This window comes from Youxingia wuxianensis, from assembly GCF_014385085.1.
GTDB lineage: Bacteria > Bacillota > Clostridia > Oscillospirales > Ruminococcaceae > Youxingia > Youxingia wuxianensis.
The window spans coordinates 1-12,538 of the sequence record NZ_JACRTD010000006.1; the positions used below are offsets into that span (position 1 = coordinate 1).

Annotated in this window: 12 protein-coding genes; 1 reads left to right on the forward strand and 11 read right to left on the reverse strand. The window is 46.0% G+C overall.

Features of this window, described 5'->3' with window-relative positions; genetic code table 11:
• Positions 1–208: 208 nt before the first annotated feature.
• From H8705_RS08820 to H8705_RS08835, 4 genes are all read right to left on the reverse strand, one after another.
• The gene (locus H8705_RS08820; RefSeq protein WP_262395411.1) at positions 209–1,513 is read right to left on the reverse strand and encodes an ABC transporter substrate-binding protein; all 1,305 of its coding nucleotides are present in this window, start codon (positions 1,511–1,513) and stop codon (positions 209–211) included.
• Between the two features lie 326 nt (positions 1,514–1,839).
• On the reverse strand, positions 1,840–3,357 hold the full coding sequence (locus tag H8705_RS08825; protein ID WP_262395412.1) for a CoA-acylating methylmalonate-semialdehyde dehydrogenase: 1,518 nt from the start codon (positions 3,355–3,357) through the stop codon (positions 1,840–1,842).
• A 32-nt stretch (positions 3,358–3,389) separates the two neighbouring features.
• Positions 3,390–4,214, reverse strand: a complete 825-nt coding sequence (locus tag H8705_RS08830; protein ID WP_262395413.1) for a class II fructose-bisphosphate aldolase — start codon at positions 4,212–4,214, stop codon at positions 3,390–3,392.
• Positions 4,215–4,408: 194 nt separating this feature from the next.
• On the reverse strand, positions 4,409–5,167 hold the full coding sequence (locus H8705_RS08835; protein WP_262395414.1) for a DeoR/GlpR family DNA-binding transcription regulator: 759 nt from the start codon (positions 5,165–5,167) through the stop codon (positions 4,409–4,411).
• A 207-nt stretch (positions 5,168–5,374) separates the two neighbouring features.
• Between H8705_RS08835 and iolC the strand changes: the two genes are divergently transcribed.
• Positions 5,375–6,394, forward strand: a complete 1,020-nt coding sequence (gene iolC / locus H8705_RS08840) for a 5-dehydro-2-deoxygluconokinase (protein ID WP_262395415.1) — start codon at positions 5,375–5,377, stop codon at positions 6,392–6,394.
• A 350-nt stretch (positions 6,395–6,744) separates the two neighbouring features.
• On the opposite strand, the gene H8705_RS08845 is transcribed toward iolC, so the two are convergent.
• From H8705_RS08845 to H8705_RS08870, 7 genes are all read right to left on the reverse strand, one after another.
• Positions 6,745–7,569 (reverse strand): 5-deoxy-glucuronate isomerase, encoded by an 825-nt coding sequence (locus H8705_RS08845; protein ID WP_262395416.1) that lies wholly within the window; start codon positions 7,567–7,569, stop codon positions 6,745–6,747.
• Positions 7,570–7,840: 271 nt separating this feature from the next.
• The gene (spoIVA, locus tag H8705_RS08850) at positions 7,841–9,319 is read right to left on the reverse strand and encodes a stage IV sporulation protein A (protein WP_262395590.1); all 1,479 of its coding nucleotides are present in this window, start codon (positions 9,317–9,319) and stop codon (positions 7,841–7,843) included.
• 37 nt (positions 9,320–9,356) lie between these two features.
• Complete coding sequence (locus tag H8705_RS08855; protein WP_262395417.1) at positions 9,357–10,889, reverse strand: DUF3794 and LysM peptidoglycan-binding domain-containing protein; 1,533 nt, start codon at positions 10,887–10,889, stop codon at positions 9,357–9,359.
• Positions 10,890–11,084: 195 nt separating this feature from the next.
• Positions 11,085–11,168, reverse strand: coding sequence for a stage V sporulation protein SpoVM (gene spoVM / locus H8705_RS13705; RefSeq protein WP_392392082.1), 84 nt, complete (start codon positions 11,166–11,168; stop codon positions 11,085–11,087).
• 53 nt (positions 11,169–11,221) lie between these two features.
• Positions 11,222–11,380: a hypothetical protein gene (locus H8705_RS08860; RefSeq protein WP_262395418.1), complete on the reverse strand. Its 159-nt coding sequence runs from the start codon at positions 11,378–11,380 to the stop codon at positions 11,222–11,224.
• Between the two features lie 157 nt (positions 11,381–11,537).
• Positions 11,538–11,714, reverse strand: coding sequence for a hypothetical protein (locus H8705_RS08865; RefSeq protein WP_262395419.1), 177 nt, complete (start codon positions 11,712–11,714; stop codon positions 11,538–11,540).
• Between the two features lie 5 nt (positions 11,715–11,719).
• The gene (locus H8705_RS08870; protein ID WP_262395420.1) at positions 11,720–12,262 is read right to left on the reverse strand and encodes a stage V sporulation T C-terminal domain-containing protein; all 543 of its coding nucleotides are present in this window, start codon (positions 12,260–12,262) and stop codon (positions 11,720–11,722) included.
• Positions 12,263–12,538: the final 276 nt, after the last annotated feature.

A 12,538-nucleotide genomic window follows, 5' to 3' on the forward strand; every position in this document is an offset into this window, starting at 1 on the left:
TCATCGATACCGCGTTGATTACTGGGATGAACACCACTGCTACCACTATTATCAGTGCCGGCGCTATCAGCAGATACGGCCATATCCCGCTCTTCTTCTTCCCCACTGTGGGCCACCTCCTGGATTTCTTAGAAATTTCGGGCTGTAATCCATTGAGAATAAATTACAGCCCGAAAAATTTACCGCTTAATTATGTTTCAAAAGAAAGTTATTTATATAACTCCTCCTGCAGTTTCTTACAAGCTTCTTCTGCAGTGATCTCACCAAGCAGGGCCTGCTGAACTGTCGCCGGCCATACGTTGTTGATCCACTCGGTGGTGGTGTCGAGAACTGGCAGAATGCCTGCGAACGGAGCGCCTTCGATAGAAACTTTCATAAATTTGTTTTCCTGAATTTCAGGAGTTTCACGTACGCTTAAAGAAACTGGAACGTTACCGGTTTCGGTACACCAGGTGAACTGACCTTTGCCAGCTGCCAAGTAAGCGATCCATTCGAACGCCGCTTCTTTATTTTCACAATCAGCGAACATTACGGTTTCAGTATCGCCCATGGAAGTCCAGCGGCCGTCCGGGCTGTTGGGGAACGGGAATGCATCCACGTCGTCGCCCAGGGCCTCAACCATATTGGTGTAGCTGCCGATATGCTGAATTGTCATAGCGTTAACGCCTGACTGGAAGTTCGCCATAATTTCATTAAATCCATCGTTAGGAGCGGACGGAGGACAATAACCGTTCTGGAACAGATCGATAAAGTCCTGCATACCCTGAATGGATTCTGGGGTGGTCAAATCTTCAAAGCTGCCGCCGCGGGCATGAATGAAGCTGCCCCAAGGCTCCTGGCCGCCTTTGCCGCCGCGCATACCATAGCCGTAAACGCCGTCGCGGGTACAAAGCTTACAAGCTTCCAGGAATTCTTCATAAGTGGTAGGAACTTCGATCCCAGCCGCTTCGAACATGGAAGGACGATAGTATACATACAGCACCTGGGTGTTCCAAGGCATCAGATACAGGTTTCCGTCGTTAGTAACACCGCGCAGAGTGTTTAACAGATCCGGATCGATATCGTCTTTCTTCTCCCAAGCGTCAATATAGCTGTCCAGTGGTTCAAGCAGGTTGTTGGCTACAAAGAGCGGAGTAGAAGTCAGTTTAAATCCAGCAGTATCCGGTGCGCCGCCGCCCATTGCCGCGGTGAACAGGTCTTCGCTGTACTGGCCGCCGTCCCAAGGATGAACTTCCGCAACAACGGTGATGTTTTTGCCGTTGGTAGCGTTGAAGTCGTCAACCATGCTCTGGAAGATTTCGATATGTCTGTCGCTGTCCGGCCAGAACCAATGGGTAATGGTAACCGGTGGATACTCTTCGCCGTCGCCGGTATCATCTGCCGGAGCTGCATCGGAGGCCGGAGCGGAATCCTCGCTAGGGGTATCAGTGGAGTTGTTGGAACAACCAGCCAGCAGGCTCAGGCAAAGGACCAACGCTAATACTAACGCCAATATCTTTTTCATATTTCTCATTCAGTTTTCCTCCTTAATAGATAAACAATTCTGCGTCCCTTAAAAACGAAAAGTTGTCCTTATCGACCTCCCTTATGCTAGTATTTTCTAATAGACTACGCTGTTTATTAAGCGGTTTTGGGTTTCTAAACATAAGGTGTAACTTAACTATAATACATTTACGATAGAAATTTCAACCATAAATCAAAACTTTATAGCGAAATCACGAAAATTTGTAAAAATTGATCAGACGTCTGATGATTTTTCTATGCTATTACACGAAATGCCCCAGGTGTTTTGCAAAAACAGATGGAGCATTTCGACCAAATTTTACATACAACTAGGGATCAGATGGTACCATCCCAAGTGCTGACTTTTTCCTTTGTCTTTTCTTCTTCGTCAAACCACCGGGTGGTAACGCATTTGGTTTCCGTATAGAAGCGCACGCCGTCTCTGCCCAATGTGTGCAGATCTCCGAAGAAGGATTTCTTATGCCCGGAGAAGGGGAATACTCCTACCGGTACCGGAATACCAACGTTTACGCCAACCATTCCGCCGTCGGTACGTTTGGCAAACTCTCTGGCATAATGGCCGTTTTGGGTGAAGATGACCGACCCGTTGGCAAATGGGTTGCGATTCATCAGTTCCAAGCCTTCTTCAAAGGTTTTGACACGCTTGAAGCAAAGTACCGGTCCAAACACTTCACAATCACCAATCGTCATATCCGGCGTAACCTGATCAAAAATGGTAGGCCCTACATAAAAACCGTCCTCATAGCCGGGAACCTTGCAGTCACGGCCGTCCAGCACCAATTTAGCCCCTTCCTGCACGCCTTTTTCGATCCAGTCGGTAACAAACTTGCGATGTTCCGCAGTAACAACCGGTCCCATATCGGTCGTTTTATCGTACGCAGGACCAACTTTGATCTTTTTCGCAAGCTCTACTACCGCACTGATCAGTTCATCTGCAATCGACTCCTGTACAACCACTACCGGCAGCGCCATACATCTTTCGCCCGCGCAGCCAAAGGAAGCGTTAATGATCCCTGCGGCCGTTCTTTTGATCGGAGCGTCTTCCAGCACCAAAGCGTGGTTTTTCGCTTCGCACAGGGCCTGAACCCGCTTACCGTTTTTGGCCGCCTCACTGTAGATATGCAGACCAACTTTCGTGGACCCTACAAAGGATACTCCTTTGATATCCTCGTGATTTAAGAAAATTTCCGCTTCATGACGGGAGCAGGTTACAATATTGATAACCCCGTCGGGCAGCCCGGCTTTCTTGTAGATCTCCGCAAATTTCATGGCGGTCATTGGGGTCATGCTGGCGGCCTTCAACACGATAGTATTGCCGCTGGCGATACAAAGAGGGGTCATCCAGCCCATGGGGATCATTGCAGGGAAGTTAAACGGTATAATTCCTGCAAATACACCCAGAGGCTCCCGATAAAGCACGGTATCATAGCCGGAGGAAGCGTCTCTTAAGGATTCTCCCAGCCCGGCCAATGTAGACGGGATATTACATCCCACCTCGGTGCCTTCTTTGGCCTTCAGTACGTCGCCCTGCGCTTCTGCCCAGGCTTTTCCGTTTTCCAGGGCAACGCTGTGGGTCAGATCGTCCATATTTTCAATAATCAATTCTCTTACTTTGTACAGAATCTGCGCGCGTTTGATCGGGGGGGTGTTGGACCAGCCGGGAAACGCGGCCTTTGCAGCAGCAATGGCCTGTTCCACCTCATCTACCGTACAGCAAGGTGCTTTCGCAATCACTTCGCCGGTGCTGGGATTATAAACTGGGGTGTATTTTTCTGTTTTGGACTCCACCCACTGTCCATTTATGTAAGGTTTTAAAATTTGTACTTCACTCATAAGTTGATCAACCTCTTTCTAAAATTTTTATATTAATATTTTAATAGCTGTATTTTTTGTTTGGCCGCCTGCTGCACTGCCTTCATTGGCTCCTGGAACAGCTTGATGCGGTCAAATTCCTCTGGATTTTCTTCCATACATTTGCGTAAAGTTCTGCCAAACGCCATACGCAGGCAGGTCCCAATATTGATCTTGCGGGCGCCATACCGGGAAAGTTTGGTTAAGTCCGCGTCCGGAACACCAGTGGATCCATGAATTACCAGGGGAACCTCTACCGTATTTTTGAGTTTTTCCAAGCGATCAAACTGTAACTTTGCCTCCTGCACCACCATTCGATGCACCGTACCCACGGAAACCGCCAGACAGTCCACCTGGGTAGCCTGGTAAAAACGAAGGGCCTCTTCCGGTTCCGTATAAATCATTTTTGCCTGGATGCTGGGATCGGAATAAGCAACCGACCCAATTTCCGCCTCCACCGAAATGTTTTTCGGCCGGGCAAGGGCAATGGTTTTTAAGGTTTTATCCACATTTTCCTCAAAGCTCAGCTGGGAGCCATCGAACATGACCGAGGTAAATCCCGCGTCTACCGCCTTGGCAATCGACTCCAGATCCACCGAATGATCCAGATGGACATCCACTGGGACTTTGGCCTGTTTCGCCAGAGTAGTAAGGATCGGCCCCAGAATGTCCAAAGGCATGTGCCGGGCGGCGTCGCGGTTAACCATGAGTATGACCGGCTCGTTTACTTCCTCCGCCGCCCGTATCACAGAAACCGCATCCTCATAGCCAAACACATTAAATGCCGCAATAGCATAGTTCCCATGCTGGCTGAACATATCCGTTAAGTTTACTAACATCGCAATACCTCCAAGTGGCAACAAAAACAACCTGTTTGTGTATTTAATGGATATATTTTGGTTATATTTTGATTGTCTTTTAAAAACATTATATAAACTACATCAAAATATGTCAATATAAAATGAAAATTTAAAGAAAAAAAGGCTGATCGCACAATTGCATCAGCCTTTTCATAGTTATTTTGTACTATTTTTTAATCAGCAATTACCAATTCTACTCCGTGCTCCCGGAAATAATCCAGGTATTCCTGGGAGGGGGCCTTGTCCGTAATGATCACGTCCGCATCCTCGATCCTGCCGAACGTCATTAAAGACACATCCCCAAATTTACTGCTGTCAATTAACATATAAACCTTATGACAGCGGGAGATAATCGCCTTTTTTACCTCGTATTCTCCCTGGGAGGAATTGGTCAGTCCGCTGCCGATGGAAAGGCCGGTAGCAGACATAAACGCCTTTTTAATATTATAACGCTCTAACAAGCGGGCGGCGTCAGGACCTACGGTAGAATAGGTATTCCGTGCCAGCGCCCCGCCGGTGGAAACTACATGAAAGTCATTGGCATAAATGGATTTTACCACAATTTCCAGGTTGTTTGTAAACAGGGTGAGCCGTTTTTTCTCACTGAGCTGGTTAAACAAAGTAGTTGCGGTGGTGCCGGAGTCAATAAAAAGAGTATCGTCATTGTCTATAAATTCCGCCGCTTTTCGAGCGATGCGGTTTTTCATATCCATATTTTTAATATTGCGCTCTTCAAAGGGGATAGTTTCCTGGGTTTTGTTGGAGGTCACCCCACCGTAAATCTTGTTGACTACGCCTTTAGCAGATAATGTATCCAGGTCTCTGCGAATCGTATTGCGGGAAACATGAAAAACCTCGCACAAATTATCTATCGTAACGGTTTTGTGCAAATTGATATAATCTTCAATCTGTTCAATGCGCTTTACTCGCAAATGGTTCACCTCCATCCTAGCTATTATTCAGTATATTATCTTTTGGAAGAAAAATCAATTCTATTTTCCCTCAAATTTTAATATTTTTGGAGTTTTTCCAGAAAAAACGTTGACTTTTATTCGTAATAAACTATAATGTAATTAATATTAACCCAATATTTTTCCAAAATATACCCATTTCAGTGATGAACAAAGGAGTGTTAGACAGTGAAATATGTAGAATTTGACGCTTCCCGCCCGTTGGATATTATCCCGTTAGGCCGTGCCTGTATCGATTTTAATCCGACTGATATTAACCAGCCTCTTTCCAAAAGCAGCAATTTTATCAAGTATGTAGGCGGCTCCCCTGCCAATATCGCGGTGGGCATGGCTCGTTTAGGAAAAAAATCCGGATTTATCGGCAGGGTTTCTGACGATCAGTTCGGCGATTATGTAATCGATTATTTTAAAAATGACGGAATTGATACTTCTCATATCTTCCGCGCTAAAAACGGCGAGAAACTGGGTCTGACCTTTACGGAAATTCTCAGCCCCACCGAAAGCAGCATCCTCATGTATCGGGACGCTATCGCCGATCTAACGCTGGACCCGTCGGAAGTGGACGAGGATTACATAAAGTCCGCCAAAGCCCTTCTGATTTCCGGTACCTCCCTGTGCCAGAGCCCCTCCCGGGAAGCGGCTCTGAAAGCTATGGAGTTGGCGAAGAAAACAAACACTGTCTTAATTTTTGATATAGACTATCGTCCTTACAACTGGAAATCCAAGGATGAAATTGCCGTTTACTACTCCACTGTTGGCAAAAACAGCGATATCATCATGGGATCCAAAGAGGAATTTAATCTGATGGAAGCTTTGATGGTGGACAAAGAGGAAGACGACGCGGCTACCGCGGCCAGATGGCATAAGTTCGGCGCCAAAATCGTCATCATTAAACACGGCAAGCAGGGATCGACCGCTTATACCAATGACGGCCTGTCCTATTCCATCAAGCCGTTCCCTGTGGATTGTCTGAAATCCTTCGGCGGCGGCGACGGTTATGGTTCCGCTTTCCTGACCGCTTTGATGGAAGGCTGGGAAATGATGGACGCCTTGGAGTTCGGCAGCGCTTCCGCCTCCATGCTGGTATCCGCCCACAGCTGTTCCGCGGCTATGCCAAAAATGGAAGAAGTCAAAGAGTTTATCCGCCAAAGCAAAGAAAAGTACGGCGAAATGGTAGCCCGCGGATAAAACGCTGTCCCTCTCCATCTCCTATGTGCGCGCTTTTCCCGGCAGAGCGCCCACAGGCCCTTTTCAGCCTGTGTTTGCCGCCTCTGGCATGCTAGCTCCTAAAGTGCGGTAGAAAAATATTTTGTGTATCTCCTGTTTTTTCTGTTTGTATAGTAAAGAACCTCCATGCAGAGCATGGAGGTTCTTTATTTATAGTCCTCTGACGTATGGTTCTCTTTGATCGGTGTACTGCAGTCAACTATTCCAGCACCAGACCGCCAAACAAATCGGCCAAGACGCACAGTCCTCTGCGACGGCGTCCAAAGTTTAAAAAAACAGGCCCCAGCCGTGAACCGGGGCCTGCCGCAATTTTAATACTGTCTGATTTTTCCGTCCGGCCAGATAGTGGTGTCCGGATTTCTCAGGTAATCAAACTCCTCCAGGAAATGAGGGGTAATGTACGGATTATCATCCAGATGGCGGATAACCCACATATACCACAGGGCATGGCCGGGAGTGGCGATCTGGGGATGGGTTACTCCATCGATAAACACGGTGTCGTTGTTGTGAACCTTCAGCACATTATCGCCCAACTCGCTGAAGCCGTACCCATTAGACGGGTTAATTTTGTAATAATAAATTTCCGGCTGGGGATGGTCATGGGGCGGGAAGCTGGACCATTTGCCCGGATAATTAATTACTTCTCCTAAAATCAAGTTGGACCAAGGAGCGTTGCTCTTATCAAAGAAGGTGCGCAGAACACGGGTGCAGGTTTCTTTCATGGTCCCTACGCCCCGATATTCGGTAGGCGTATCCTCTGGAGCAAACAGTTTAGGCTCAAATTTAGTCGTGTTTACCGTTCTATGTACAGTCAGCTCGCTGTCCTCGCCAATTCCGGTAATTTTAATTTTAGTTCCTGCCGGAACATGCAGAACCCAGGCACCGTCATCAAAGCAGTTTCCTCTGCTGGCAACCTGTTCTTTGCCGCACCAGCTGAACTTCACTTCACCGGAGACCAGCAAGTAGGCGCATTCCAGGTCTTTCTCTTCTTCAAACACATCGCCTTTTTTCATGCGAAGAGTACCGAAGTCCATGAGCATATCCGAATGGACCCCGTCTATTTCAGCAATAGAGGTGTATCCGAACGGAATTTCCTTGTCGCCTTTTCTCAGACATTCATTGATATTCTGATTCATAAAATATTCCCCTTTCTAGCTATTAACTTGTGCAAACTCAAAATAAAATTGACTTTCGCTCGTAAATTCTCCAAAAATTTAGAAGCTTTTGGGTATATTTTGGTTATTTGCTTGTTTAATATACTCATATATTACCACCGTTCCCTTTTGATGTCAATTATTTTCCGTCCGCTATTTTGCACTATTATTTCTTCCTGCTTTTAGACATTTTTTTAGCAGACACAGAAAAAACCGGCGCCTTTTAAAAAAAGGACGCCGGAACTTAAAAATATTAAAGGATGATACAAATAAGACCTGTACAGCCTTCGTTGATAATTCGTTCGATTGTTTCCTGCAGCTTCATTCTGGCGTCGGATGGCATGCGGTACAGTTTGTTATGCAGCCCTTCGTTTACCAGTTCATGCAGGCTCTTTCCAAAAATATTGCTCTCCCAAATCTTGCTTGGACTTTCCTCAAATTCACGCAGCAGATACATTACCAGTTCTTCCGACTGTTTTTCGCTTCCCACGATAGGAGAAACTTCCGTTGTAATATTGGCGGCCATCATATGGATGGAAGGCGCGGATGCTTTCAGCCGTACGCCGTACCGTCCGCCCTGTTTAACAATTTCCGGCTCCTCCAAAGTCAGCTCCTCCAAGGACGGCATCACAATGCCGTAGCCGGTGGCCGCCACCTCATCCAAAGCGCATTTTACCTTATCATATTCTTTCTTTATGGCAGCAAGCTCAATCATACAAGGCATAAGACCGCTTTCATCTGCAATGTCCAGGCCAGTGGCCTCTCCCAGAATTTTATAAAACAGTCCCCCTTGTACTTCTACGCGGGTTTTCGCGCTTCCGGAGCCAAGATCAATATTTTCCAGCTCTACCCGGCTGATATACTCACATTCATTCATCGCCATCAGTTTGGTTTTCAACTGGCCGATGTGGGTGATAGCGGACGCGCTGGTCTGAATGGACTCATACAAGGCCGCCTTCAGCCAGTGAGTGCTTTCCAGGGAGTTGATCCATCCTGGGATTTCCACAGCCACCTCTCTTACCGGGAACTCAAACAGCACATTAGTCAGGATATTTTTTATATCCTCTTCTCCCAGATCCAGACAGTTGACCGCTACTACCGGCACCTCATATCTTTCCCGAAGCTCCCCACACAGTTGTTGGGCAGAGGCAGCCGAAGGATCCACACAGTTAAGCAGTACCACAAATGGCTTGTTGATCTGTTTTAATTCGGTAACTACCCGCAGTTCCGCTTCTTCATATTCTACACGGGGAATTTCGCTGATACTGCCGTCGGTGGTGACCACTAGTCCGATGGTGCTATGTTCGTTGATTACCTTTTGAGTTCCGATCTCCGCCGCCATATTAAAAGGAATTTCCTGTTCAAACCAGGGGGTAACCACCATACGGGGCTGTTCATTTTCAATATAGCCTAAGGAGCTTGGAACAATATAGCCTACGCAATCGATCATTCTCACATTGAAGGATGCATTGTCCGCCAGGGAAATTTTCACCGCTTCTTCGGGAATAAATTTGGGTTCGGTTGTCATAATAGTACGTCCGGCCGCCGACTGCGGGAGCTCATCGGTAGCCCGTTCCCGTACAAACTCACTGGTGATATTGGGAATGACCAAAGTTTCCATAAAGCGCTTGATAAATGTAGATTTTCCAGTACGCACCGGTCCTACTACTCCTATGTAAATATCCCCGCCTGTGCGTTTGGCGATATCTTTATAAATGGTCTGTGACTCCATCATCTTCTCCCCTTTCGGTAAATCTTAAAGAAGTTCTTCATTTCATTGGGATAATCAGCATCTTCGCCGCGCCTAAATCCTTATCTTCCAGGTGGTTCCCGTCCATAATCGCAGCTACCGAAGTGTTATAGCGTTTAGCAATATCCCATACGCTTTCCTTTTCGGTAGGATAGTACAGATAAAGCAAATTATCCTGGCGGGATTTACAGCGGCTTTCATCTACCGAAACATCACACAGGACGTTTTTACGGTATTGATTATAAATGCTCCCTTTTATTTTAATTGTGCACCGAACCTCAATTTTTTCATGACCGGTCATGGAGAAGGTAGTGGCGTCCACCCGGACCATAGGGCTGAACATAACCGCGTCATAACCTTGGCTGAGTTGGATTTTATGGGTAAATTCCTGCATTTGGTCATAATAGGCAATCTCATCGTCCTCTTCGTACACAAACATACAGATATTTAGCTTCCCGGAAACCACAATACAATCCTTTTCCACCTTTGCCATCACCGAGGACGCAACACACCAGGTATCGATAATTCCTTTCACGTTGGGTGGGAGGTCCAGTGTTTCTTTGTACATACAATTTTCGTTGGCTATATCTACAAGCTGTAAGAAAGGTACCTGCTTTGACTGCTGTTTACATTCATAACAGGTAGAATAACAATCGCTGCAAGCTTCTAATTCTACCTTGCGGTGGGCGGTTGCACACGCGTTAATAGCAATTTCCAAAGAAAAAATCCGGTTCTCTCCCTCCGGGTCCCGTTTGGGGGTAATCTCCACAGAGCATACATCATACCACACGTTGCACAAACAGTCCTCATCCACATTGTCAATATCGATAATCTGACTCACCGGAAGGGCATATTCCATCATATCCAATTTCCTGCTGTCTTCTTCACAGGCATAGATAATCTTAATACTCACTTCCCCTTTGGTGATTACTTTGGAAGTGATCACTTTATAATCCACTACTTCTGCAGACACGTTATACCGGATTACTCCGCCGATAGGAGATTTTCCATACCCCAGCTCCACTTCTTCCCGGATAGTCAACTGACGGATAACCTGGGGCAGAATTTTAATGTTTTCCACCCTGTCATGGCATAGCTGCATTCCCATTCCAGTGGCGTCGCATACTACTTCTTCCTCGCCCTGACTGGTTACTTTGATGGCCATGGTCACTGCTCCCCGCATGTCTAAACGGCGCTGGCTGACAGCCCGGCAGTTAAAATATTCTACCGATTGGGATACGCATACGGTAGGGGTGATGGGCGCAGTGCGAAGCTCAATAACCTTGGTATAAGGAATTTTATACTCTGTATGGCGGATACATCTCTCTTCATCCAAATAATAAAGATGGGCCACCGCCATCCCATCGATAGCCAGTTTATCCCCATTTACCATACTTGAAAGGATAGACGGCACCACTTCACACCGAAGTATCTTTTGGATATCAGGACAATAATCCGGCAGCAGTACATCACATTCGATCGGCTGTTCCGCGGTACCGTCATAGATAACTTCGTTTATGCTTACGGTCTGCTTTGCTAAATTCAGTTCCATATAGCTTACCTCTCCTCACTGTTTATAATGACTGGCCGGCAGCCAATCTTTGCAGCACGCCGAAGATAAGGGCGATACTTAAAAATTCTTCTACACAAATATATGTCCATTTCTTCTTTTCTAGCACAGAATTTTGAAAAAGAACAAAAAAACAGGACGGATATCTTATCCGTCCAAAATTTATTCCGTGTATATTTATGCTGGATCTTTTTTAATTTTAAAGAAAAAACGAAGAATAGGGGATAAGAACTTCGGACTTTTTACCACGACAATTTTCATATGACAGACCACCTTTTAAAAAATATAATATGTTGATATACAAGGTGCGCTTCTCATAAAAGCAGCACCCTAATTCCTAATGCAACCAGTCCCAGCCCAGCCATAATCAGTACGATTTTAAGGGAGGTAAACAGCGCCAGTACTACGCCAAGCCCAAAGCCTGCGCCAACCATCGCCCAGCAGTTGCAGTCATAAAACTGATGTTTTTTCATTGTTTGTCGGCCCCCTTTATCTTGCCTATATCCGCTTTAACCTATTATACGTTTTTTTTAAATTTTGGTTACAAACGGTCAAAATACAGATGTACAACAGTTTAAAAAGGCCCTTTGCCAAAACAGGAGTCTGTTTTGGCAAAGGGCCTTTTTTATATCAAAGATCATCCGCATCCTGTACCGGGACCTCTCCGGGAACAACCGGTTTGCCGGTGTACATCCCCTGGGGATCGGTTTCGCTGGGAAGGCGGTCAATTACCTGTTCTACCCTGCGTTCCACCCGGTCTTTTACTTGTTTGGATACTGGGGCGACTTTGCTCTCTTTCTTTTCCATAAGGCTTATTCCTCCATTTGTTTTCCGAGGAAAGCCGCTCCCACTTGTATTAATTTCATCTCTGTATCCGTTGCCGGATTGGGATTTTCTCCGGCGATAAACATCAGGCTTCCACAAACATCGCCCGCGGCGATAATCGGGGCCTGTACCAAAGCGTACCGGTCCACTCCCTCTACCGGCTGCATTCTTTTTCCGTCACTTTCTGTAATGGCAAACTGTCTGCGCTGTTCCATCATTTCTTCCAGCGCTGGGGATACCCTGCGTTCCAGAAGTTCTTTTTTAGGGATTCCCGCTACGCTTATTACATGGTCCCGGTCGCATACTACCACCGGATAACCGCCCACTTTGCTTAAAACTTCCGCATACTGGGTAGAAAATGAAGAAAGTTCCCCAATGGGAGAATATTTTTTGAAAATTACCTCGCCGTCGTTATCTGTATATATTTCAAGGGGGTCGCCCTCCCTGATACGCATTGTTCTTCTGATTTCTTTTGGGATTACCACCCGTCCCAAATCGTCAATGCGCCGTACAATTCCTGTGGCTTTCATTAGAATTGTTCCTCCTTATTTCCATTTATGGTGTGTCTCACCTTTTTGTCGGTACGATTATTATTTACAGACAAAAACTGAATTATGTGGAAGTTTCAAATTGCTTTTACAGGAATGTTTACCCAAATTTTTCTTTTGCGGTTATTTTTGACAGATCGGGTTTGCTGCCAGACGGAAAATTCTTGTTTTTAAAATAAATAGTTTCATTTGATATTGCAGCTGCGTTTTTCCCCCATTTAATTTCAAGCACATACCTAAAGATATGAATATAATGAT